The organism is Solibacillus sp. FSL K6-1781, from assembly GCF_038630735.1.
Classification (GTDB): Bacteria; Bacillota; Bacilli; order Bacillales_A; family Planococcaceae; genus Solibacillus; species Solibacillus silvestris.
Genome location: NZ_CP152038.1, coordinates 1,048,561 through 1,073,442, shown reverse-complemented (window position 1 = coordinate 1,073,442; position 24,882 = coordinate 1,048,561). Strand labels below are relative to the sequence as shown.

Annotated in this window: 26 protein-coding genes; all 26 read right to left on the bottom strand. The window is 39.5% G+C overall.

The features are described from left to right. Positions 1 to 25: 25 nt before the first annotated feature. Positions 26 to 451, bottom strand: a complete 426-nt coding sequence (fliL, locus tag MHH37_RS05125) for a flagellar basal body-associated protein FliL (RefSeq protein WP_065216418.1) — start codon at positions 449 to 451, stop codon at positions 26 to 28. Continuing rightward, positions 441 to 662 (bottom strand): flagellar FlbD family protein, encoded by a 222-nt coding sequence (locus tag MHH37_RS05120; protein WP_008403278.1) that lies wholly within the window; start codon positions 660 to 662, stop codon positions 441 to 443. Before MHH37_RS05120 ends, fliL begins: the two co-directional genes overlap by 11 nt. 83 nt (positions 663 to 745) lie before the next feature. Then, a complete protein-coding gene (locus MHH37_RS05115; RefSeq protein ID WP_008403279.1) occupies positions 746 to 1,726 on the bottom strand; it encodes a flagellar hook-basal body complex protein in 981 nt (326 codons plus the stop codon). A 97-nt stretch (positions 1,727 to 1,823) separates the two neighbouring features. After that, the gene (locus MHH37_RS05110) at positions 1,824 to 2,198 is read right to left on the bottom strand and encodes a TIGR02530 family flagellar biosynthesis protein (RefSeq protein WP_342575290.1); all 375 of its coding nucleotides are present in this window, start codon (positions 2,196 to 2,198) and stop codon (positions 1,824 to 1,826) included. A gap of 12 nt (positions 2,199 to 2,210) precedes the next feature. After that, entirely contained in the window at positions 2,211 to 2,906 is a 696-nt protein-coding gene (gene flgD / locus MHH37_RS05105) for a flagellar hook assembly protein FlgD (protein ID WP_342575288.1), read from the bottom strand. Then, positions 2,907 to 4,154: a flagellar hook-length control protein FliK gene (locus tag MHH37_RS05100; protein WP_342575287.1), complete on the bottom strand. Its 1,248-nt coding sequence runs from the start codon at positions 4,152 to 4,154 to the stop codon at positions 2,907 to 2,909. A gap of 26 nt (positions 4,155 to 4,180) precedes the next feature. Next, complete coding sequence (locus MHH37_RS05095; RefSeq protein ID WP_339263975.1) at positions 4,181 to 4,795, bottom strand: hypothetical protein; 615 nt, start codon at positions 4,793 to 4,795, stop codon at positions 4,181 to 4,183. A gap of 4 nt (positions 4,796 to 4,799) precedes the next feature. Further along, a complete protein-coding gene (fliJ, locus tag MHH37_RS05090) occupies positions 4,800 to 5,246 on the bottom strand; it encodes a flagellar export protein FliJ (RefSeq protein ID WP_342575286.1) in 447 nt (148 codons plus the stop codon). Positions 5,247 to 5,248: 2 nt separating this feature from the next. Next, the gene (gene fliI / locus MHH37_RS05085) at positions 5,249 to 6,574 is read right to left on the bottom strand and encodes a flagellar protein export ATPase FliI (protein ID WP_039966248.1); all 1,326 of its coding nucleotides are present in this window, start codon (positions 6,572 to 6,574) and stop codon (positions 5,249 to 5,251) included. Between the two features lie 5 nt (positions 6,575 to 6,579). Further along, positions 6,580 to 7,377 (bottom strand): flagellar assembly protein FliH, encoded by a 798-nt coding sequence (gene fliH, locus MHH37_RS05080; RefSeq protein ID WP_342575285.1) that lies wholly within the window; start codon positions 7,375 to 7,377, stop codon positions 6,580 to 6,582. Further along, positions 7,370 to 8,383 carry a flagellar motor switch protein FliG gene (gene fliG / locus MHH37_RS05075; protein WP_008403287.1) on the bottom strand — a complete coding sequence of 338 codons (1,014 nt, stop codon included), beginning with the start codon at positions 8,381 to 8,383 and terminating at the stop codon, positions 7,370 to 7,372. The genes fliH and fliG overlap by 8 nt, the downstream gene beginning before the upstream one ends. Positions 8,384 to 8,397: 14 nt before the next feature. Then, positions 8,398 to 9,993 (bottom strand): flagellar basal-body MS-ring/collar protein FliF, encoded by a 1,596-nt coding sequence (gene fliF, locus MHH37_RS05070; RefSeq protein ID WP_087615414.1) that lies wholly within the window; start codon positions 9,991 to 9,993, stop codon positions 8,398 to 8,400. Between the two features lie 57 nt (positions 9,994 to 10,050). Further along, positions 10,051 to 10,359, bottom strand: a complete 309-nt coding sequence (gene fliE / locus MHH37_RS05065; RefSeq protein ID WP_065216426.1) for a flagellar hook-basal body complex protein FliE — start codon at positions 10,357 to 10,359, stop codon at positions 10,051 to 10,053. A 7-nt stretch (positions 10,360 to 10,366) separates the two neighbouring features. Next, entirely contained in the window at positions 10,367 to 10,831 is a 465-nt protein-coding gene (gene flgC / locus MHH37_RS05060; RefSeq protein WP_065216427.1) for a flagellar basal body rod protein FlgC, read from the bottom strand. Between the two features lie 2 nt (positions 10,832 to 10,833). Continuing rightward, positions 10,834 to 11,226 (bottom strand): flagellar basal body rod protein FlgB, encoded by a 393-nt coding sequence (flgB, locus tag MHH37_RS05055; RefSeq protein WP_079525197.1) that lies wholly within the window; start codon positions 11,224 to 11,226, stop codon positions 10,834 to 10,836. Positions 11,227 to 11,802: 576 nt separating this feature from the next. Then, positions 11,803 to 12,582: a GTP-sensing pleiotropic transcriptional regulator CodY gene (gene codY, locus MHH37_RS05050; protein ID WP_008403294.1), complete on the bottom strand. Its 780-nt coding sequence runs from the start codon at positions 12,580 to 12,582 to the stop codon at positions 11,803 to 11,805. 88 nt (positions 12,583 to 12,670) lie between these two features. Next, positions 12,671 to 14,062 (bottom strand): ATP-dependent protease ATPase subunit HslU, encoded by a 1,392-nt coding sequence (gene hslU / locus MHH37_RS05045; protein ID WP_342575283.1) that lies wholly within the window; start codon positions 14,060 to 14,062, stop codon positions 12,671 to 12,673. Further along, positions 14,062 to 14,604: an ATP-dependent protease subunit HslV gene (gene hslV, locus MHH37_RS05040; protein WP_008403296.1), complete on the bottom strand. Its 543-nt coding sequence runs from the start codon at positions 14,602 to 14,604 to the stop codon at positions 14,062 to 14,064. The genes hslU and hslV overlap by 1 nt, the downstream gene beginning before the upstream one ends. A gap of 18 nt (positions 14,605 to 14,622) precedes the next feature. Continuing rightward, positions 14,623 to 15,522, bottom strand: coding sequence for a tyrosine recombinase XerC (xerC, locus tag MHH37_RS05035; RefSeq protein ID WP_342575281.1), 900 nt, complete (start codon positions 15,520 to 15,522; stop codon positions 14,623 to 14,625). 268 nt (positions 15,523 to 15,790) lie between these two features. Continuing rightward, positions 15,791 to 17,104: an FADH(2)-oxidizing methylenetetrahydrofolate--tRNA-(uracil(54)-C(5))-methyltransferase TrmFO gene (gene trmFO / locus MHH37_RS05030; RefSeq protein ID WP_342575279.1), complete on the bottom strand. Its 1,314-nt coding sequence runs from the start codon at positions 17,102 to 17,104 to the stop codon at positions 15,791 to 15,793. A gap of 18 nt (positions 17,105 to 17,122) precedes the next feature. Further along, a complete protein-coding gene (topA, locus tag MHH37_RS05025) occupies positions 17,123 to 19,207 on the bottom strand; it encodes a type I DNA topoisomerase (RefSeq protein WP_008403299.1) in 2,085 nt (694 codons plus the stop codon). A 125-nt stretch (positions 19,208 to 19,332) separates the two neighbouring features. After that, on the bottom strand, positions 19,333 to 20,226 hold the full coding sequence (dprA, locus tag MHH37_RS05020; RefSeq protein ID WP_008403300.1) for a DNA-processing protein DprA: 894 nt from the start codon (positions 20,224 to 20,226) through the stop codon (positions 19,333 to 19,335). A 174-nt stretch (positions 20,227 to 20,400) separates the two neighbouring features. Next, positions 20,401 to 21,303, bottom strand: coding sequence for a succinate--CoA ligase subunit alpha (sucD, locus tag MHH37_RS05015; RefSeq protein ID WP_008403301.1), 903 nt, complete (start codon positions 21,301 to 21,303; stop codon positions 20,401 to 20,403). Further along, positions 21,300 to 22,481, bottom strand: coding sequence for an ADP-forming succinate--CoA ligase subunit beta (sucC, locus tag MHH37_RS05010; RefSeq protein ID WP_008403302.1), 1,182 nt, complete (start codon positions 22,479 to 22,481; stop codon positions 21,300 to 21,302). The genes sucD and sucC overlap by 4 nt, the downstream gene beginning before the upstream one ends. 187 nt (positions 22,482 to 22,668) lie before the next feature. Then, a complete protein-coding gene (locus MHH37_RS05005) occupies positions 22,669 to 22,962 on the bottom strand; it encodes an EscU/YscU/HrcU family type III secretion system export apparatus switch protein (RefSeq protein WP_008403303.1) in 294 nt (97 codons plus the stop codon). Then, positions 22,959 to 24,881 (bottom strand): hypothetical protein, encoded by a 1,923-nt coding sequence (locus MHH37_RS05000; RefSeq protein ID WP_342575276.1) that lies wholly within the window; start codon positions 24,879 to 24,881, stop codon positions 22,959 to 22,961. The genes MHH37_RS05005 and MHH37_RS05000 overlap by 4 nt, the downstream gene beginning before the upstream one ends. Position 24,882 lies beyond the last annotated feature (1 nt).

The window sequence follows — 24,882 nt, the reverse complement described above, 5'->3', positions numbered from 1 at the left end:
AAAAATTAAAATTGTGTAGTACTGATTACTGAAGTACGTATGAAGTAATATACACTTGCGTAACTTCCCCTTCTTGCATTAACTCATTCACTTGAGATTTAATTGCATCTTGGAATGTAATTTTCCCTTGCTTACCTTCTAAAGCTTCTTCTTCCATTTCAGAAAGTTCCTGAATTACGATATTTTTCACTTGGAAATCTCGTTTAAACAACTCTTCACCAGCTTTTTTATCTGATGCCTGAATTTTCAATGTAATTCGGACAAAGCTTCCATCTGCTAAGTTCGTCGTAATCTCAGGAATGTCTACCGATGACTCGATGATTTCATCAATCGTTGGACCATCCGGCTTCTCTTTGTTGAGCTGTGTCAATAACACAACGACAATAACACCGAATAATGTAATCGTCACTAATATAATTAGCATAATTGTCAGTAATTTATTATTCTTCATCTTCTTCACCTCTAAGATGCGGGTTAGATAATACTTGGACATGCTGATAGAATGTCTTCACCTTTTGCCGCACCTGTTCTTCAGTCTCTAACACAATGAATTTACGTCCAGTCGTCAGCGTAATTTGGGTGTCCGGAAATGCTTCAACTGTTTCTATGTATAAAGCATTTAAAGTAAATGCTTTACCGTTAAGGCGAGTCACCTCGATCATTGAAATAGGGCCGGACCTGACTTGAGAGCCGGCCCGCCCCCCTTCTATAATGAATTTTTCAATGAATTTCAAATGAACTTAAACTATCGTTTTAAGTTAACTAACTCTTGTAAAATTTCATCTGACGTTGTTATAATACGAGAGTTTGCCTGGAACCCGCGCTGTGCAACAATCATCTCTGTGAATTCTTCAGAAAGATCCACGTTGGACATTTCCATGAAGCCTGAGTTAATTGAACCTAGGCCATCCACTGTACCAAAATGTGCATAAGCTTCTCCAGAGTTTTGCGTAACTTGGAAGTAGTTTGACCCAGTTTTCTCTAAACCACTAGCATTAGGGAATTTAGATAAAATCAAGGTGCCGGCATATTGTAATTTACCAGCAGCATCCACAAATGAAATTGTCCCATCTTGAGAAATACTCATAGATTGAGCTGTAGTTGGTATTCGGATAGGATTTGTACCATCTGGTAAAGCACCCGCTTCTAATAGGTTTGCACCTGCTTCAATATCACCGACTGTTGCAGCCTTTTCATCATCAAAGTTAGAGAGCCACCCTTCCGGATCATCAATAGAATCGTATTCAGCGATATTTTCATTCGCAAATCCTACCAAATATTTTCCATCACCATTGACCAAATAACCATTTTTATCCATATAAAAATTCCCGGCACGTGTATAGGCTGTGTTTGTCAAACCTGTAATTTCATCGATTTCTCCATCTACTCCAGGAGTCATTTCTACAGAATCTGCCACCATAAAGAACCCATCTCCCGAAATCGCTAAATCCAATGTTCGGCCAGTAGTTTGCATAGACCCTGCATTATGAATAGTATCAATTGCAGCTAACTGAGATCCTAAGCCTACTTGAATTGCATTTACTCCACCACGAGTTGCTGATGGACCAGAAGCACCTGATTGTGTTTGCGAAATTAAATCTTTAAAAATAGTACGCTCTTTCTTATACCCGTACGTATTAACGTTTGCGATGTTATTCCCAATCACGTCTAATTTTGTCTGGAAGTTTTTTAAACCTGATATACCTGAATACATTGAACGTAACATAAAATGTCGTTCTCCCTTCGTTTTTCACATCTGTTTTTTAGTTCAGCCGTCTCAATCATTCAACGACTGTAGGCTTCCTTACTTCTGAAGGTCCGGCCTATAAAAGGATTGTTCCATCAATATTGGTAAAGAGTTGTTGTTTTGCTTCATTACGATCCAATGCCGTAATAACCGTCGCATTTTTTGCACTAATAATTAATGCAGCCTGATCTAACAGAACTAACGGCTGCTTCACGCCTTTATTTTTTGCCTCAAATACTTTTTCTGAAATTTGCTGCCATTCACGATCTGTTATAGAAATATTTCGTTCATTCAAACGTTCTGAAGCATGCTTGCTTATTTTTAATTCCTCACCGCTCGCCTGTTTTAAATGGTCCATAAAGGACTGCTTTGAAACTTGGTCTGTATGCTGTTTTACTATTGGCTTTATCGGCGGATGGTACGGGATATGTTGAATATTGACTCGATTCATCAGTCCCACCTCTTATTCTGTTACATTTTCATTTTGGGCTGTTTGAGAACTCACCGTAAATTGGTCTTTTGTCAAACGGGAACCGTCATTTAAAATGTATTCGATATTCACATTATTTGTTTTTATTGCTTCAATGATCGCTTCAACGACCTGATTTCCATCTGTATATTGAACGGTCTGTCCGATCAGCTGGCTTGCTTCTGCTAATGGATTTCCTGCTGGAACTGAAGGCTGTGTCTCACTCGTACTACCAAGAATCGATGAAATATTGCCTGGTTTAATTTCCTTACCATCAGCCAGTACAAACACGGCCTCACCATCAACAAATTTCAATTCCTTAATAGTGTCTGTTCCTTCGTTGTAGATCGGCTTATTATCTGCATCCACTTTATCTGTAATCTCATGCCACTTCACTTCTTTGCCTACAAATGTTGTATAACTCATCAATTGTGACTGTTGCTGTGATTGAAGTAAATTCTCCATCGCTTTTGTCATATTCTGCATTTGTTCCAGCGATGAAAATTGTGCCATCTGAGAAATGAATTCTTTGTCATCCATTGGGCTTGTTGGATCCTGATTTTGCAATTGGGTAATTAATATTTTTAGAAACGCATCTTTTCCGAGCGCCCCGTTATCCTGTTTATCCGTTACTTTGAAATTTGCATTATTTGCCGGTAAATAATAATCATTTGAAATTGGGTTTGCCACTTATTCTACCTCCTCACTTAATAGATCTTTAAACGATAGACTTTCGTCATCTAGGGTATCTTCATTATTTTCTTGTTTTTCTTCATCTTTTTGACGGAAGAAATTATTAAAGAAGTTTTGATCACGCGCATTTCGATCGGCATCCTGTAAAGACTGTGCAACATCGATTCGTTCCATTTGAATATTCTGAGCGACGAAACCGGCTTTTAACTGGTTAATATTATTTTCCAGTAATTCTTTCCCCATCGCTGTCGTTGCCAATAATCGGGCAGTCATAACTCCATCTTTTTGAACTAGTTCAATGCGAATTTGACCGAGGTTTTCCGGAAACAGTTTCAGGAATAATTTCATATTACCTGGCTGTCCTGAAAGCTGGCTGCGATTTATCAAGTTTTGAATTTCTTTTATTAATGCATCCGACTGTGCCGGCTTTTCAGCGGGTAATGTAACAGTCACGGTTTTTGTCTGTGTCACTTGCTGCTGTATATGACCGGCTGTTTGCGTATCCGTTTCAACTTTTACGGTCGTCTGCTGGTTTAGTGAAGACTGTTGACCTTGCTGTACTACTTGTTGGAAAGTTGTAGTTTTTACAGCACTCTGCTCTGTGCCTGCTGATTTCTGAGCTTCATTTGCCAATGCCAGTAATGCATCTTTTAAACTGGCTAATTGGATTTCCTGTTGATAGACAGTATCGACTTTACTTCCGGCCAATTGAGCTAACTTTAACAGCTGAACAATTTGCTGCAATTCTTTTGGTTGCACATTGTTTTGTTCAGGCTTCTGCACAGCTGCCAATACTTCATTTAAAATATTCGGTGCCTGCTCGATAAGAGACCAAACATCCGTAATTTCTTGCTTTGCATCGCCTAATAACTGTTCAATAATTTGACTCAATTCCGCTTTTGTTATTCCTAAAAGCTCCGTTAAGTTATCCAAAGTCATTAGTTCGTCCAATGCGATTAGTGTACTTTCTTCACCTACTAATGCAAATAATCCCGTCTCATCCATTTCAACACCTAATTGTTCAAGTAAACTTTCCAGTGAGTCCTCTTCTAAAATTCCGGAAATACTTTCAGCTAGCGGCGGTTCTGTCATTTCCGGTTGCTTGGCAGTTGGAGCAGATGACTTTGTAATCATCGAATTAAACACACTTCCAAATGCTTTTGAATCCAGCTTTTCTGATTTCACTAAGTTTGGCTGGAAATCTTGCTTCGGCATTTTTACTGTTTGTAGCATTGCGATATTCATTTATTACACCTCCCTCCATTCAAGGACTATTGCTGTGATAAAAGCTCTGTATAGCGGGCAGCATCTGCCGGCTCCATTTTTGCGAAAATAGCTGATAATGTATCGGGTTTCATCTCCGACAGAATACGCACGCTTTCTGTATCACTCATTTCAACAAGTATAGGAGCTGCTTTTCTAGCAGACATTTTTTCGAAAGTAGACAGAATCTCTTTGAACTCTTTTTTCGTCTCTTCCTGATCGCGCTGAAGCTTTTCAATTTCAAACAGCAATCGCTCCTGTTCGATTAAAAGCTCTTCCTTTTCAGTCGCCGATGCGTCAATTTGTGTTTGCAGCTGGGAAATTTGCGCTTCCTTCTCTTGAATTTCCGCTTGCAGCTCTACTACTTTTTGTTCATTTAGTGAGCTGTTTTCTACTGCTCCATCTTTTTCATCAGAGCTGATAAAGGGGATTTTCTCAACTGCCTCATCCGCTATTTTAAACACGTTATATTCCGTCATAGTTGAAATAATCAATAAAATTGCGATGAGAAACATAAACGGGATTAAAAAAAGGTAGAAAAACTTTTTGAAAAAACCTGGAGATTGGCTTTCCAACTCCATTTCTTCCACTTGTTCCATCGTATTTTTTATTTTTTTTGCCACGGAATCACCTGATTTCCTTCTTGTAATACGCAATTGTCGAAAGCTCATCCAGTTGTATTGCTTCTATATGAAGTTGATCTTCTATAAATCTTTCATGATCTCTTTCACGCATTTTTTCATATTTGCGTACTTCCAAACTTTTTTCCAATAATTTTTGCTCATGCCAATTCATTTTTGCCCGTGCCTGTATTACTTTTTGCTGTGCATCCTCGATTGTTTTTTCCATACTATCGATAAATTTCGAATAATGGTTAATTTCATCAATGGATGATCCTATTTTTAACCGTTCCTGCTGATATTCGATTAAATCTTCTTTTTTCTTTAACAGGTCATACAGCTTTGTAGCAATTTCCTCAAACACTTGCACGGATTCTTTAAAAGCCAGTTCCGATTCCATTTTTTCCTGATCTTTTACAACAAGAATTTTCTCAAAACGATAATTGTATTTCATAGTTAACGGGCACCACCATTCGATAATGCGATAATTTCATTGACTGTTTGATCGATCGAAATTTTATCTTTATACCCTTGCTTTAAAAATTCCGTAATGAGCGGCTCATACATAATTGCTTCGTCGATTTCCTTTGATGTGCCGCGCTTATAGGCCCCGATATTGATCAGGTCCTCCGATTTTGAATAGCTGTAGTATAATTCCCGCAATCGGCTTGCTGCACGCACATGTTCAGGCTGTGCAATATGATTCATTAAACGACTTACACTTTTTAATACGTTAATCGCAGGATACTGGCCTTTATTGGCAAGATTCCGGTCCAGTACAATATGACCGTCCAAAATCCCCCGGACCGCATCTGCAATTGGTTCATTCATATCATCACCGTCAACTAGCACTGTATAAAATGCGGTAATTGTCCCATTTATATTCGTACCTGACCGTTCCAATAATGTTGGTAATATTGCAAAAACAGATGGTGTATAACCTCTTGTAGCAGGCGGTTCACCGATTGCCAGTCCAATTTCGCGCTGTGCCATCGCAACACGTGTTACGGAATCCATCATTAACATGACGTTCTTTCCGCGATCCCTAAAATATTCTGCAATGGCTGTGGCGGTAAATGCCGCTTTAATCCGCATTAATGCTGGCTGATCACTGGTAGCCGCTACAACAACCGACCTTTGTAACCCTTCTGGACCTAAATCCCGTTCGATAAACTCCCGTACTTCACGTCCACGTTCTCCTACAAGCGCAATGACATTGATATCTGCTTCCGTGTTTCGGGCAATCATACCAAGCAATGTACTTTTTCCGACGCCCGATCCTGCAAATATACCTACACGCTGACCGCTGCCAACTGTAAGCATTCCGTCAATCGCCTTTACCCCGACCTCTAACTGTTCGTTAATCGGCGGACGACTTAAAGGATTTGGCGGCTCTTTTTCCGTTGGTACTGTCATTAAACCTTTTGGCAATGGTTGTCCATCAAACGGGTTACCCATCGCATCAAGAACTTTCCCAATCAGTTCAGGACCTACTTTCACTTCCAGCGGTGAACCTGTCCCCTCTACAAGACAGCCAATCGAAATTTCCTTCAGCGAAGAGTATGGCATTAAAATCACAATCTCATCTTTAAAACCTACAACCTCCGCCAGCATAACTTGCGGACCGTTTTTCGATGTTTGAATATGGATTTTACATACGTCACCGATGGAACTTTCAGGACCTTGGGACTCAATCATCAAGCCGACAACTCTCGTCACTCTCCCATACTTTTTAAATGTATTAAGATTAGGAATTTGTTCAACTAATTGAGCCATTTTCATCCTTATCATTCCTTACTTTCGATTAGTTCGTATAACTGTCTGCGAAGCTCCTGCAACTGTTCATCTATTGAAACGACGATGCGTCCATGATTTGTTTCGATATAACTTTCCGAATCTAGTAAATCTTCATTGACAAATACCATAAACGGAACATTTACAGGAAACATTTCCGCTAATTCCTTTTGTTGCTCTGTTACAATCGGATGGTATTTTGGCGAAACATATAATTTAATTTCTTTCATTTCACGTGCTTCTTTTAAACCACGTCGTACAATGGAAACGAATATTTCATCGTCACGGTCAAGTGTTGTATGAATGATGCGTTCTGCAGCTGTTAATGCCAGTTCCAAAAGGACTGCCTCCTGTGACTCAATATAGGAAGCTGCATTTTTTTGTGCATTTGCCATCGTCTCATTTGCCGTTTGTAACGACTGTTGCATCGTTGCATTTGCCTTTTGTACGCCATCCTCATACCCTTGCGCAAAACCGCCTTCATAAGCTTCCTGCTGAAGAATGATTTTTTCTTCTTCCCACGATTGCTTTAACGCTTCAATTTCCGCAAGCTGCTCTTTTCGATATTGCTCAAATTGGGCTTTTTGCTGTTCGATTTCATCATTTACCTGTTCCAGCATTTGCTGACGTTCAGCTTCAATGTCTATTGTTTTTTGTTGTGACAATTCCTCTATACGTTCATCTTCCGTTTTCCCATAATGAATCGGCTCGAAGAAATTTTGAAGTTTAATTTCTACTATTGATGAATCTTCGGGTTGCTGTGCATTTGTTGAACGGATGATTTTAGACAATTACATCATCTCCTCCGCCACGTGCAATTATAATTTCACCTGCATCTTCTAAACGTCGGATAACTGCTACAATTCGAGACTGTGCCTCTTCTACATCACGCAAGCGTACTGGCCCCATAATATCCATTTCTTCACGGAATGTATCCGCCATACGTTGGGACATATTGCGGAAAATAATCTCTTTTACTTCTTCTGACGAAACTTTCATCGATAATAATAAGTCTTCGTTTTCACAGTCACGAATAACGCGCTGGATTGAACGATTATCGAGTGTAACAATATCTTCAAACACAAACATGCGCTTTTTAATTTCTTCGGCTAGTTCCGGATCTTGAATTTCGAGTGCATCAAGAATCGTTTTCTCTGTTTGACGGTCCACACCATTCAATACTTCCACGACCGCATCTACACCGCCTGTTTCTGTGTAATCCTGCGTAACCGTAGATGATAGTTTTCGCTCTAAAACGGACTCAATTTCACTAATGACTTCCGGAGACGTCGATTCCATAATTGCAATACGCTTTGCAATATCCGCTTGTACTTCCTGTGGTAACGAAGAAAGAATAACTCCCGCTTGCCCTGGTTCTAAATAAGATAGAATAAGGGCAATTGTTTGGGGATGTTCATTTTGGATAAAATTGAATATTTGTGCCGGATCTGCTTTTCTGGCAAAATCAAATGGTCTTACTTGTAATGAAGAAGTTAAACGATTCAGTATCGCCTGTGCCTGTTCAGCACCTAATGCTTTTTCCAGTACCGTCTTCGCATACCCTATACCGCCCTGCGTAATATAATCCTGCGCGAGTGCAATTTGATGAAATTCTTCTATAATTTCTTCTTTGACAGTCGATTCCACTCTTTTAACACCTGAAATTTCCAGTGTCAGACGTTCAATTTCCTCTTCACTTAAATGCTTATATACAGAAGCCGAAACTTCCGGTCCTAGAGAAATTAACAGTAAAGCAGCCTTTTGCTTTCCTGATAGGTCTTTATCTTTCTTGGACACAGCGGAACCTCCTATTAGTCTTCAGCAATCCAGCTACGCAATAGTTTCGCAAAATCTTCCGGCTTATCTTTAGCCATTTTCTCTAATTGCTTACGGCGTACAGTCGCTTCAGTTTCTTTTTCTTCGGAAATATCTTCTATTTCGATTAATTGCTGTTGCTGTTCTAAAATTTCCAGCTCTTCTTCATCTTGTTTACGTCGACGTGCACGCAGAACATTAATAACCAATAAAATAATTGCAACAACTAATATACCGCCAATTACCCATACCCACCATGGAATAACTGACTGCGGCTGATCTTCCGCTGTATCATTTCCTTGGAATTGCTGTACAGATACGACAATGCGATTTGCAATATCTTCGTCTGTCAGATTACCGGCAGCTTCTTGATCAATCGAAGTACGGACTATTGTCGATAAAATTTGTTCAATATCTGTTCGAACACCTTGATCGAACCCCTCTTCTGTATTTGGAGGGTCTACCATTACTTGAATACCCAAATTACGAATTTTGTAAGGACTTTCCTGTATCTCACGGCGAATGCGGTTAACATCATTGTTAATTGTCTCTTCTACTCGTTCATAATCGCCGTCACCGTTTGTTCCTTCTACATAATCCACAAAGTTATCTGTTACACTTCCTGCTTCAGTCGTACCTTCTGCAGCTCCTGCAGCACCGCCCGAGTATGTTTCTGTAATACGTTGGGCACTTATTTCAATACCCTCCATATTCTCCTCATCAACAGGTCGGACCAGGTTTTCTTCGCGATTTTCTTTTTTAAAGTCAATATCAGCCGATACATTTACTACAACTTTATCCGGACCGATTAACGTACCGAGCATTTGCTGTACTTGGCGCTGCAAATCACGCTCAATTGTTTTTTTCACTTCCATTTGTCCAGTAACTGAATCGATTCCGCCGTCTCCATTTTCTGCTGAAGCCAGATCATAATATTCAGAATACTGATTCATGATCGTGATATTTTCTTTAGGTAAATTCGGTATACTCATCGATACTAAATTAAATAACCCTTTAATTTGGTCGTCTGAGAACTTGTGTCCAGGTGCTGTATCCAATACAATTGCAGCCTGTGCTTCACCTTTGGCATCTTTAAGAAAGACACCTTCTTCAGGTAAAGTAATCATGACACTTGCATCTTTAACTCCTTCGAATTTCCGAACTAAATTAGCCAGATCCGTTTCGATCGTCGCTTGTTTAATTACGTTAAATTCATTGTCTGTCATCCCAAAGCCTGCGTTAGAAGTAAAAAAAGACGTGTCAATTTCCCCAGAATCAGGATAACCCTGGGCTGCTAATGACACTTGTAAGTCCTGTACTTGATTTTCCGGCACTAAAATTACTGTCCCGCCATTTGTCACTTCGTACGTGACACCTTGTGAAGCAAGAACTTCCGTAATTCTTCCTACTTCAGCTTGAGACATCTCAGGAAATAACTGAGCCATTGTCGTACGTGTTGAGAAATACGTAATTGCAGCTGCAATCGCAATGACAGCAACAAACGCCCCGATTAGTGCGCCTTTTTGATTTTTTGTACGACTTTGCCAGAAACCGGTTGAGTCGCTTTTAATTTTTGTAAGTCGTTCATTCATTATGAATCCTCCGCTTAAAGTGAATGCCCAACAATTCGTCAGTCGTTTTTCAAATCATTACACACTCATACGCATAATTTCTTGATAAGCTTCCACAGCTTTATTACGAACTTCAATTGTTGTGTTTAAAGTAACACTTGCTTTTTGTGCAGCAATCATCACTTCAAATAAATCAACATCTCCACCGTTAATTAATTTTTGAGTCATTGTATCCGATGTTTTTTGATGTTCAGTGACACTTGCAATCGCTTCTTTTAATGTATCCGCAAATTGCTGTTGGGCATTTGCAGGAGTCAGTTGATTCTGAACATTTACTTCATTCACAGATTGTGCAGGAGACATGAACGTTATTGGATTAATCGCCATTTAAATATCACCCTTTCCCGATTTCTAATGCTTTTGTCAACATGTTCTTGTTTGCATTAAAAGCAGTAATATTTGCTTCATAAGAGCGGCTCGCCGAAATCAGATCAACCATTTCTTTTAATACGTCAACATTCGACATTTGGACATACCCTTCTGCATTCGCATCGGGATGTGATGGATCATACATCAATTTAAAAGGGGTTTCCGTATCTTCTTTAATAGAACTTACTTTAACACCGTTACCGACACCGTTTTTTTCCGTTTTTCCGATTGCCATATTTAAAAAGTTAGAAAATTGGCCTTCCTGCTCTTTTAATGTGACAGATTTTTTCCGGTATGGCTCCCATTCTCCATTTACTTGCTTCGCTCGCGTTGTATCGACATTGGCAATGTTGGAGGAAATTACATCCATTCGTAATCGCTGTGTCGTTAATGCAGAAGCTGTCGTATTCATACTATGAAAAATCGACATCGCTATCTTCCTCCTTTAACAACATTATTCAATGTTGAAAATTTACTGCTGACACGATCTATAAGCGCATTATAGTAAATGGTGTTTTCAGCCAGCTTTGCTTGTTCAGCATCCATGTTTACAGCATTTCCATTTGCTCTGCTGCGGAAGTTTTCATTTGAATACACACCGCTGCTTCCAATATTAATTTTAAAATCATAATGCCTCGCATCTGTGCGATACGCAGGAATCGTGGCTTGCTTTGCATCATTTAATACGTCTTTGAAGCTTACTTCTTTTGTTTTATAGTTTGGTGTGTCAACATTCGCTATATTTTGTGTAATTGCTTTATTTTTCAATGTTGCATAGGAAAGTCCCTTTTCCAGGCTACTTATCGTCCCGCCAAATAAATCCAAATTTCTCACCTCATTCATATTTCGCTAAAATTTGCGCACAGAAACTTAATAATACAATTGTAATTATATTAAACCTTAGTGTCTATCGACTTTAGTCCCTTTCGAATAGTAACAAGGAACTATTTTTATGTTTAAAAAATAACAGTTAACTATATATTAGTTCGAATATTTTTCGACATTTCATTTTATCCTATTATTTAGACCTACGTAAACATTATAGGTGACAGAAAGTTATTATATAAATTTTTAATATAGATTTTCAATCTGGAAGAAATACTATTTAATTCCTTAAACATCATACATTAAATCCCTTTATATTAATATTTATATATATACATTTCATAAATTTGTAACAAATCGTTTGTCATATGGATTCTATCACCATTTAGGTCTAAAAGATATTTATTTTTTAATTTTAATAAAGACGATATACCTAATTATATATTAAATTCTAGAAAAATACTCGTTCAAACTCTTTTTATTCGACAATATTCTGCATTTTCTTAATTAAAAATAAATAAAAAAATAAATAAAAAAAGCAAGGAGGAAAACCTCCTTGCTGTGTGTGAATATCTCTTATTTCATTTTAATTTCTGCTAAAGCGTTCAGGAACTTATCGTTTAATACTTTAATATATGTTCCTTTCATACCTAATGAACGTGATTCAATAACACCAGCAGACTCCAGTTTACGTAATGCGTTTACGATAACCGAACGTGTAATACCAACACGGTCAGCAATTTTCGAAGCAACTAGTAAGCCTTCGTTGCCATCTAATTCTTCAAAAATATGCTCGATTGCTTCAAGCTCAGAATAAGATAATGAATTGATTGCCATTTGGACAACTGCTTTTGAACGTGCTTCTTCTTCAATTTCTTCTGATTTTTCACGTAAAATTTCCATACCAACTACTGTTGCACCGTATTCAGCTAAAATAAGATCATCATCTTCAAATTGATCGCTAATACGCGCTAACATTAACGTACCTAAACGCTCACCGCCACCGATAATCGGAACAATTGTTGTTAAACCAGATGCAAATAGGTCTTTATTTTCCACTGGGAATGCAGTATGTTCATTGTTAATATCTAAATTGGAAGAAGTTTCTGTAATATTAAATAAGTTTTGTGTATATTCTTCAGGGAATTGGCGCTCTTCGAACATTTTCTTGATGCGCTCATTCTCGATTTGTTGGTGAATTGAAATGCCAAGCAACTTACCTTTACGGCTTACGATAAAGACGTTACTTTCGATAATATCACCTAAAGTATTGGCCATCTCTTTAAAGTTAACTGGTTTACCAGCAGATGCTTGTAACATTGCGTTGATTTTTCGTGTTTTTGTTAATAAATTCATTTCTGTTTCCTCCTACGGAACGTTTCGTTTTAATTCACTTAATATTCTAAAGGTTTTTACAATTTAAAGATACTAATTCAACTTATACTTAAAGAATAAATTGCGATAAATCTTTGTTTTTTACTATATTCGCCAATTTTTGATCGACATAGTTCGGTGTAATGTCGATATGAGCGGGTGCAATTTCCGAAGCTTCAAAGGAAAGTTCCTCAAGCAAGCGTTCTAAAATGGTGTGAAGTCGGCGTGCACCAATGTTATCTGTCTCCTGATTTACTTCTGTTGCAATTTCCGCAATACGTTCTATCGCTTCGTCCGTAAAGTTAAGCGTAACACCTTCTGTTTCAAGCAATGCTTTATACTGCAATATTAACGATTGATCTGGTTCTTTTAAAATACGAACAAAATCATCTTTCGTTAACTTTTCGAGTTCGACGCGAATCGGGAATCGTCCTTGCAATTCAGGAATAAGATCGCTCGGTTTCGATATATGGAAAGCACCTGCTGCAATAAAGAGCATATAATCCGTTTTTACAGTGCCGTATTTTGTCGTAACTGTGGATCCTTCCACAATCGGTAATATGTCACGCTGAACGCCTTCGCGGGATACTTCCGCCGATGAAGAACCTTTGCTTGCAATTTTATCGATTTCATCAATAAAAATAATACCAGCCTGTTCTGCACGCTCGATCGCCTCACTAGACAATGCATCCGTATCGATCAGCTTGTTTGCTTCTTCTTGTGTTAATAAACGACGCGCATCCTTTACTTGGACTTTGCGTTTTTTTGTCTTTTTCGGCATTAAATTAGATAGCATATCTTGCATACCGTTAGCATTATCCATATTCATACCAGGCATTGCATCAAAAAGAGATGGGGCATTTTCCGTTACTTCTATTGTTACCCACTGCTCTTCTAATTTACCGTCTTTTAAATCTTGGGCAATTTGCGCACGTCGAGAACGAATTTCCGGTTCATCCTGATTTGCTGTATCTTCTTGAGATGACTCTTTTTGTCCGAACAGCATTTCAAAAGGATTTTGCGTAAGCTTTTCTTTCACTTTAGAGGGTACAAGCAGTTTAACGAGTATATCATTCGCATTGCGCTCCGCCTGATCCTTTACTCTTTCGAACATTTCGTCCTTCACTAGTCGACGAGAAGCTTCTACCAAATCGCGTACCATCGATTCGACATCACGCCCAACATAACCAACTTCCGTGAACTTTGTCGCTTCCACTTTAATAAACGGAGCATTCGTCAGTTTTGCGATTCTGCGTGCAATTTCTGTTTTACCTACCCCGGTAGGTCCAATCATTAAAATATTTTTCGGTATAACTTCTGTTTTTAATTCTTCGCTTAATAAAGAGCGGCGGTACCGGTTACGCAACGCAACTGCAACTGCACGTTTTGCTGTTTCCTGGCCAACAATATGCCGGTTTAATTGTTCCGTAATTTGTCTTGGTGTTAAATTGATCACAGTCATTATAATACCTCCAAGATAATATTATGGTTTGTAAACACACAAATATCCGCAGCGGTCGTCAGCGCAGCCTCTGCGATTTCTTTTGCCGATAAATGATCGCCCGCATGTTTTTTTAATGCTCTGCCAGCTGATAATGCATAGTTTCCACCTGACCCAATTGCTAAAATGCCATCGTCCGGCTCAATGACTTCACCAGTACCTGAAACAAGGAGCAATGTTGATTTATCCATTACAAGCAGCATCGCTTCCAGTTGACGGAGCATTTTATCTCCTCGCCATTGCTTCGCTACCTCTACTGAAGCTCTTTGCAGGTTACCATTATATTCATTCAGTTTTGCCTCAAACATTTCGAATAATGTAAAAGCGTCCGCAACAGAACCTGCGAAGCCTGCCAGTACTTTCCCATTAAACAGACGTCTGACCTTACGTGCCGTATGCTTCATTACAACTGCATTTCCTAATGTCACCTGTCCATCACCAGCCATTGCACATTCACCGTTGTGATGAATAGCGAATATCGTTGTCGCATGAATTTGACCCATTCTTTATTTCCTCCTTAACTATGCTCGCGGATGACTATTCATATATGTCTTTCTTAAAGCTTCCTTCGTTACATGAGTATAAATTTGAGTTGAAGATAAATTGGCGTGCCCAAGCAATTCCTGGACTGTACGCATATCTGCCCCATTATTCAATAAATGCGTAGCAAATGTATGTCGCAACATATGTGGATAAATTTTTGTATGCATACTGGCATTGTCAATCATCTCACTTAATATATAACGCACACCACGGGTAGTAAGTTCGCCACCGCGCATATTGACAAAAACTTTCTGATGATTTTCCTTCTTCATTAATGTCGGACGTACTTGTTCTATATAACGTATAAGTGCATCATGCGCATATTGACCGAACGGAATAATTCGCTCTTTCCGGCCTTTTCCCATTACACGGACGATATTGTAATGAAAATCGATATCCGTCAGTTCCAAACTGACACACTCGCTCACACGCATTCCAGTCGCATAAAGAAGTTCCAACAGCGCCATATTACGAATTTGAATCGGCTCTTCGCCTTCATTTTTCTCGAATAGTTCCTTCAATTCTTCCTCATAAAAAAAGCTCGGTAATCGCTCTTCCTTTTTCGGATGATAAAGTGAACGAAACGGAGCATCATCAATATTCTGTTCTCGATTTAAAAAACGGAAAAAAGAACGGATCGATGAGATTTTCCTGGAAATTGAAGTTCTTGCTTTTTGTTCATCATAAAGCTTTGTTACATATAGACGTGCATGGATATACTCAACTTCTGCAATTTTTTGGATACCCTCAGCGTGCAAAAATGCAAAAAATTCTTCTAAATCAGAAGTATATTCGCGAACAGTATGTAGGGAAAAGTTTTTTTCTAGTTGCACGTAGCGAATAAATTGATCAAGCTGACTTTGCAAATTTTCATCCATCGTGTATACCCCCTGTTATTGCAAAAGAGAAATGATGTTGTATGAATAAATATGTTCATTTTCCTACTAAAAAAACACACATATTGACACTATACCTATTATGAATACTTTTCAAGTAAAATTTGCTGGAGTTATTCAACTTCTTTGTATTATTCGACAAATTTCGCAATATCAAGTCAAGCAATTCTTGTTTTTATAGTTATTTACAAAAAATCACCGCAAAATTAAAAGCCCCTAAAGTATAACAATCTTTAAGGGCTTTACGCAATTAAATTGCCTGATTATTAATAAAATTCTGAATTGCATCTAATGCGCGGTTAGCATGGCGTTCAGCACGCTCAGGCTTTGATTTGATGCGTTCACCAAATTCCGGGAAAATCCCGAAGTTCACGTTCATCGGCTGGAAGTTTTTCGCATCTGTATGAGTAATGTATCGAGCCATTGCACCTAATGCTGTTTCATGCGGGAAGTAAAGTAACTCTTGACCTAACGCCATGCGAGCTGCATTAATTCCGGCAATCAGACCACTGCCGGCAGATTCTACATAACCTTCAACACCTGTCATCTGACCGGCGAAGAAAAGGTTTGGACGCGCTTTCAACTGATATGTCTGTGTCAGCACTTTTGGAGAATTGATGAATGTATTACGGTGCATTACGCCGTAGCGTACAATTTCCAAATTTTCTAAACCCGGAATCATCGAGAATACACGTTTTTGTTCCGGCCATTTTAAATGTGTTTGGAAACCTACTAAATTATAAAGTGTCCCCGCTGCATCATCTTGTCGTAACTGAACTACAGCATATGGACGCTTATCCGTTTTCGGATCTTCCAGACCAACCGGTTTCATCGGTCCGAATGTCATCGTTTTTTCACCGCGTGCGGCCATTACTTCAATTGGCATACACCCTTCGAAATACTTTTCTTTTTCGAATTCTTTTAGCGGTGCACATTCTGCTGTAATAAGTGCTTCACGGAAAGCATCAAATTCTTCTTTCGTCATCGGACAGTTCAAGTATGCCGCTTCACCTTTGTCATAGCGTGATTTCAAGTACACTTTATCCATATTGATCGAATCTTTCTCAATGATCGGTGCTGCGGCATCATAGAAGTACAAATAGTCTTCCCCTGTTAGGCCTTGGATTTGTTTTGCCAATGCTTCAGAAGTTAATGGACCTGTTGCGATTACTGTAATGCCTTCTGGAATTTCAGTTACCTCTTCATTGATTACCTCGATTAACGGGTGGTTTTTCACCTTTTCTGTTACAATTCCTGCAAATTCATGACGGTCAACGGCTAACGCACCGCCGGCAGGTACAGAACTATTGTCTGCTGCTGCAATAATAACAGAGTCCAATTTACGCATTTCCTCTTTAATTACACCGACAGCATTTGTCAGTCCGTTTGCACGTAAAGAGTTTGAGCATACAAGCTCTGCGAATTTATCTGTATGATGTGCCGGTGTTTGTTTTACTGGTCGCATTTCATATAAACGTACCTTCACACCGCGCTTTGCAATCTGCCAAGCTGCTTCTGAACCGGCTAAACCTGCACCAATTACATTTACTACTTGTTGTGTCATTTTTGTTACCTCTTCATTTTATTGTGACGGTGTTTCTTCATAATCACATTCACTGTTAGTACACTGAATCTGAACACCTTTTTTCAATTTCTTCTCTACTAATAATGCACTACATTTCGGACAAGGTCTACTAATCGGCTTATCCCATGATACGAAGTCACATTCCGGATACTGATTGCATCCGTAAAAAATGCGCTTTGTTTTGGATTTACGCTCGACAATTTCACCTGTCTCACATGAAGGACATTTAACGTCGATCGGTTTTACAATCGCTTTTGTATTGCGGCAATCCGGGAAGTTGGAACAAGCCATAAATTTCCCGTAACGTCCAAGCTTGAATACCATTGGCGCACCGCACTTTTCACAGTCTTCACCAGCAGGCTCATCTTTAATTTCGATTTTTTCCATCACTTCATCCGCATATTTTACCCGCGGTTCAAAGTCTTTGTAAAATTCATCGATGACATTTACCCATTGTGTAATGCCTTCTTCAATTTCATCCAGATTTTGCTCCATTTGTGCAGTAAATTCAATGTTGATGATTTCCGGGAAAAATTCCAATGTTGCTTGGTGAACGATTTCTCCAAGTTCTGTTGGTACAAAGCGTTTTGCATCAAGCTGAACATAGCCGCGCTTTTGGATTGTATCCAGTGTAGGGGCATATGTCGATGGACGACCTATACCTAGCTCTTCCAATGTCTTTACTAGACGCGCCTCCGAATAGCGAGGAGGTGGCTGAGTGAAATGCTGTTTCGGTTCGATTTCAAGCGATTTCACTTTATCGCCGATTTCCATTTCAGGTAAAAGCTTATTCGTTTCTTCTTCCTGATCGTCTGTACCCTCAATATAAAGTTTCATAAATCCGGCAAATTTCACTTGAGACCCGTTCGCACGGAATAATACGTCATTGTTTTGCAAATCAACTGTTACAGTATCGAGTACAGCTGGAGACATTTGACTCGCGATAAAGCGTTCCCAAATTAAACGATACAGTCGCAGCTGGTCACGGCTTAAAATCGCCTTAAGCTCCTCTGGTGTACGCATCGCACTTGTTGGACGGATCGCTTCATGGGCATCCTGTGCATTTGCCTTCGCTTTTGCCTGTTTTTGTTCTCCGGCAATGAAATCTTTGCCGTATTTTGTTTCGATATATGACTTAGCCTCTGTTTTTGCCGTATCGGAAATACGAGTCGAGTCAGTACGCATATACGTAATTAATCCGACTGCACCTTCTTTTTTGCTTAGCTCGATACCTTCATAAAGCTGCTGGGCAAGCATCATTGTCTTCTTGGCGCGGAAGTTTAATTTACGTGCGGCTTCCTGTTGGAGTGAAGAAGTCGTAAAGGCTGGAGAAGCATTGCGTTTCCGTTCTCTTTTTACAACATTCATTACTTCAAATTCTGAGCCTTTTATACCTTTTAATATATCTTTAACTTGTTGTTCATTTGTTAATTTAACTTTTTCTTTACCGTTTCCGTAATAAAACGCATCGAATTGCTTTTTGTTTTTTTCGAAACTTGCATCGATCGACCAATATTCTTCAGGCTCAAAGCTTTTGATTTCATTTTCGCGGTCAATAATCAAACGCAATGAAACGGATTGTACACGTCCTGCCGATAAGCCTTTCTTTACTTTTTTCCAAAGGATCGGGCTAATATTGTAGCCTACTAGACGGTCTAAAATACGACGAGCTTGCTGTGCATCGACTAAATCCATATTAATCGGGCGCGGGTGCTTGAAGCTCTCTAAAATTGCTTCTTTCGTAATCTCGTTAAATACGACGCGGCAATCTGAATTAATATCAATGTTCAAAGCAGTGGCTAAATGCCATGCGATCGCTTCCCCTTCACGGTCTGGATCGGCTGCGAGATAAATCTTTTTCACTTTTTTTGCTGCTGTTTTCAGTTCCTGAAGTACCGGACCTTTACCGCGAATCGTAATATATTTTGGATCATAATTATTTTCGGTATCGATTCCCATTTGACTACGTGGTAAATCACGTACATGTCCAATCGAAGCTTTTACTTTATATTTTTTTCCTAAATATCGTTCAATTGTTTTCGCCTTTGCAGGTGATTCAACAATTACTAAATAATCTGCCATCTGTTGTCCTCCTTATAGAGGTATAGTTATTTTTCTTATATTCACGCACATGAAGCTGTCCATGTATGTCAAAGCTTTTCCTGTTGCAAAATGTATAACAGATTGGCTAATATTGCAACTTTTTTTCAACGCGAATTTGAAAACAATTGGATTTCCTCTAAGATTTGAAAGCCATCCCACACTGGAATTGCACCTTCTTTTATTAATTTATTTGTCCCTCGTGACTGCTCGCTAAAAATATTTCCCGGCACTGCAAAAACATCTTTTCCTTGCTCAAGAGCAAGCTCTGTTGTGATAAGTGTCCCGCTTTTGAGTGCGGCTTCCGTTACGACCAGTGCTTCACACAATCCGCTAATAATCCGGTTTCGTGCAGGGAAATGCCATTTTTGCACACCTACATAGGGTGGATATTCTGTTATGAGTAAATGCTCACTTGCCATATATGCATTCAGCTCTTTATTTTGTGGTGGGTAGCTATGGAATAAGCCATGGCCTAAAACACCTATCGTCTTTCCACCATATCGGATTGTTGCTTCATGTGCAAGTCGGTCGGCACCTTTTGCAAGACCGCTCACTATGATATATTGCTCACGAATTAATGGGGGAAGGATGGATTTCAATACGTTTTCACTATAGCTAGTCGCTGCTCTCGAACCGATGACCGCCATCATTTTCGGTCTGTTCAGCAGCTGAACATCACCTTTCGCATATACAACAGCAGGTGCATCGTACAGCTGTTTTAAGCGTTCCGGATATAAAGGGTCCGTATAAGGAATGGGCGTAATATTATGTTGGTCATAATATATTGCCATCGACCTTTGTATGAGCTCTTTATAATGTTTTATGAGCTGTGCGGCTTTTTCTTCTCTTATATTTAGCTGGCTCGCTAAAAATTTTGGCGAAATATGCAGTATTTCGTCGAAATCATCTGTAATTTTCATTAAATTTCGGACTTTTTCCCAGGAGAGAGGAAGAATATAATGCAGTTTCAATAATTGTTCATTTGCTGGATTGGTCATATCAACACTCCTTTTTAATAGAAGAAATTCAGATGACCGCAGTTTTAAGTGTGAGGTAAGCATCGTGTAAAACATAGTATTGCCAATGAATACAGGCTATTAACCCGTCCACGCAACCTAATGTACGGAGACATACGAAAAAGATGTAGCGAGGCGACCGCTACATCTTTCATTTTAATGTGTTTTACAAGCTTCGTACAAGCCTTTTTCTTTGATTACTTTAATCAGTGTTTCACCGATTACAGAAGGCGTCGGAGCTACTTCAATACCTGCTGCATTCATTGCTTTGATTTTCTCTGCAGCTGTTCCTTTACCGCCGGAAATAATGGCACCTGCGTGACCCATACGCTTTCCTGGAGGTGCTGTTTGACCACCGATAAAGCCTACTACCGGTTTGTTCATGTTTTCCTGAATCCATTCAGCAGCTTCTTCTTCCGCTGTACCACCGATTTCTCCAATCATGACAACCGCATAAGTTTCCGGGTCTTCGTTGAATGCTTTTAAGCAGTCGATAAAGTTTGTCCCATTTACCGGGTCGCCCCCGATTCCTACCGCTGTTGTTTGACCAATTCCTGCCTGAGACAGCTGGTGTACCGCTTCATAAGTTAAAGTACCAGAACGTGAAACAACACCTACATGTCCTTTTGTATGAATGTAACCCGGCATGATACCAATTTTACATTCATCAGCAGTAATGACACCTGGACAGTTTGGACCAACTAAACGTGTCTTCTTGCCTTCCATATAGCGCTTTACTTTTACCATATCAAGTACCGGTATATGTTCTGTAATACAAATCGCCATATCCAGGTCCGCATCCACTGCTTCGATAATTGCATCTGCTGCAAATGGTGCCGGTACGTAAATAACGGATACATTGGCACCTGTCGCATCGACTGCTTCTTGTACTGTATTGAATACAGGAACACCTTCGATTTCAAGACCGCCTTTACCTGGTGTTACCCCTGCAACGATTTTTGTTCCGTATTCAAGCATTTGTTTTGTATGGAAAAGGGCTGTTTCCCCAGTAATCCCTTGTACGATTACTTTTGTTTCTTTATTAATGAACACACTCATGCCGTTACCCCGCCTTCAGCTTCAACTAATTTCACGATTTTTTGAGCGCCGTCTGACATTGAGTCAGCTGCCACAATGTTTAAACCAGATTCATTTAACAACTTTTTACCTAGCTCTACGTTTGTCCCTTCTAAACGTACTACTAACGGAACCGCTAAACCAACTTCTTTTGCAGCCGTAATAACACCTTTTGCAATGATGTCGCATTTCATGATTCCACCAAAGATGTTAACGAAAATTCCTTTAACATTTTTGTCTGATAAAATGATTTTAAAAGCTTCTGTTACTTTTTCGGCTGTAGCACCGCCCCCAACGTCAAGGAAGTTTGCGGGTGATCCGCCGTAGTAACTAATCGTATCCATCGTCGCCATGGCAAGACCTGCACCATTTACCATACATCCGATATTGCCGTCTAACGAAATATAACTTAAATCATATTTAGATGCTTCAATTTCTTTTGGATCTTCTTCATCGAAATCGCGTAATTCTACGATATCTTTGTGACGGTATAATGCGTTTGCATCAAAGTTGAATTTTGCATCAAGTGCCACTACCTGGTCATCACCAGTTACAACTAGCGGGTTGATTTCTACTGTTGATGCATCTTTATCGATAAATGCTTTGTAAATACCTAGCATTAATCCTACTGCTTTATTTACTAACTTAGCAGGAATATTCATATTGAATGCCATACGGCGTGCCTGGAAAGCATTCAGGCCCGTTACCGGATCAATCACTTCTTTGAAGATTTTTTCCGGATTCGTCTCGGCTACCTCTTCAATATCCATACCGCCCTCTTCAGAACCCATCATTACTACTCTAGAAGTTGCACGGTCTAATACTAAACTTAAGTAATACTCTTTTTTAATGTCCGAACCTTCTTCTATATAAAGACGCTTTACTTCTTTACCGTCTGGACCTGTCTGGTGAGTTACTAAAATTTTCCCTAATAATTCTTTAGAGAAAGAACGAACTTCATCCAGGTTTTTTGCAATTTTAACGCCACCCGCTTTACCGCGGCCCCCTGCATGAATTTGTGCTTTTACTACTGTTACGTTAGATCCTAGCTCTTTTGCTGCTTTTACTGCTTCGTCTGGTGAAAACGCGACACTTCCTCTTGGAACCGCTACACCGTATTGTCTTAATATCTCTTTCCCTTGATACTCATGGATATTCATGATACATCCTCCCATCGGACATTTGGAAATTATTCTACTAACATAATCTATTTTATACAATTATTCAGACAATGTCTATATTTGTCACACAAGCAATTTTTAGATTGCTTTATGTCAAAATATTCTTTGTCTAGATATTTTCTAATTTTCCGAAAGATATACTCTACATAAAAATAAAAAACATCGACTATTTATTTTTAAAAGTTAACCTCTGCTTTTCATCCAAATGATAAATAAAAGCAAAAACTTCTGCAACCGCCTGGTATAGTTCTTCCGGTATCGATGTGTTCAAATCAAGCTGGCCTAACAGCTCGACTAAGTTTGGGTCTTCATAAACGGGTACTTCATGCATCGCTGCTTTTTCTAATATATTTTCCGCAATTTTCCCTTTCCCTTTTGCAACGATTGTCGGACCACTGCCTTTTTGCGGATCATAGGACAGGGCGATTGCTTCTTTTCTTATATATTTTTTTTCGGTCATACGCGTATATCGACACCACCCTGCTCGTCTTCTCGCTGATTTGACAGTTTTGTGACAGTTTTTTCTCCTTGGTCTGCAAAAGGTTTGATAAACAGTCCCGATAATGTATATTCTTTTTCCAGCAATCCCGACTTTAATGTGCCTTTCAGCGATATCGCCAACGAATCCAAATTCGGCATATCATTATATATATTAATCGTGACAACACGGTTTTGTACTTGCATATCGATTACCGTCCGCTGCAATGTTTCCATATTTAAATAGAATAGAATACGTGCAAAATTGGCATCGATTTTACCATCTTCCTTCATTCGACCATTCCATTGCAATGTAGCATCCATTTTCTTGCCGAAAAAATTTAGCGGCACTTGCATGACAAGCTGATGCTGATGTCCATTTTCCCCTGAAGTGAGCTGCATACCATTTAGTCTGGCCATCACCATTTCAGCGGCATCTTTTATTGCAGCGGGTGTTTGGACATCTTGAAGAAGCGCCAATAATTGCGGTTTTATCTGCTGGGCAATGGCCTGAATATCCCCTGCCTTATTTGCAAGTGTCGCCTCATAGCTGACACCGAGCCCCTTTAAAACGGTTTTTATTGCCTGTTCCATCGCACGACCATCAACTGCCGCCTGTACTTGACCTTCTGCTTGCGTAAGAGCACTTTGCATGACCGGCTGTGGACTATCAGCCGTCACTTTCACTAAATTCCGTAACAGCTGCTCTGCAACCGGTAAATTCGCATCCGGCTTCAGTAACGTAAACAATTGATCCTTGGCGGTTAATCCTTGATTATTTTGCATAAACAATCTCGGTGTCACATTTTCACTGTATGCGTTTGTCAATTGCTGCCGTAGTTGATTTACCAATGCTTCCACTGCTTGCTTCGAAGCCGGAATTTGCTCAAAACGCGTTAATAATTGCTGTAGCTGCTGCTTTTGTGTTGACGATAATAAGCTTTCATTATTAATCCAGGCTCTTACTTGCTCTAACATCGGTTTTATCTGTTCAGAGCTTGTTTGCCCGAGCTGCTGCAGCATTTGACCCGCTTCTTTAAATAGCGGTGTTGATGTTGTCTGTACTTGATTCACAGATTGTTGGCTTCCTTGCTGGTTTACCGTTTGCCAATTTTGCAAAGTAGCATTTTGCGGTAAAATTCCGGCTTCTTTTAATACTGTCAGCGTCTGAAGTTTTGATGCAATCGGCAAATTATTATCCATTAAATTTTGGGTCGCCCGTGCAAGGAGAATACCGCCTGTTTCATTGTTTAACGGCTTTGCCAGCTGATCAATCTGCTGTAAAAGTGACAATTTAATCGCTTCATTCCCTCCAGACTGATTTGCCAAGAGCTGCGCTAAATTCGCTAAATTTGCCGACATACCATCTGTTTTAATCCCTTGAGTCAATGCTTGAAATACGGTATCTGTGAAAGGCATTTTCAGCTCCACCATACGCTGTAGTGCCTGAAGTGCACTATTTTTATCCACTCCTGCGGGCAAGTTTTTCATCCAGCTTTCCGCTGCAAGCAGCTGTTCTTTCGCAAGTGGCAGCTGGGCTTTCATAAAATGTGAAAGTACTTGCTGCATTTCATTCGATTTCGGCAAATTCATCGTCTCAAGCAGCTGGGACATTTGCTGGCCGGAAGTCATCGATTGTGACATCGGCCCGGTAATGACTTTTAATTCTGTTTGTGGATTTGTCGCTGTTACCTGAAAAAAGTGTGCATCGCCAAGCTTTAATGGAACTTCCAGCTTCGCCATGAGCTTTTGATTGCCCACTTGGACTTCCGCCATCTGATTTGGGTAGAGCTGCTTTATCGTCCCATGAAATACTTGATCTTGCCTTAGCGATAATGCCTGATTTGCTGGTACTTGCTGCGAAGTATTTGTTTGTACTGCATTAAACGTTGTGAAGTTCATG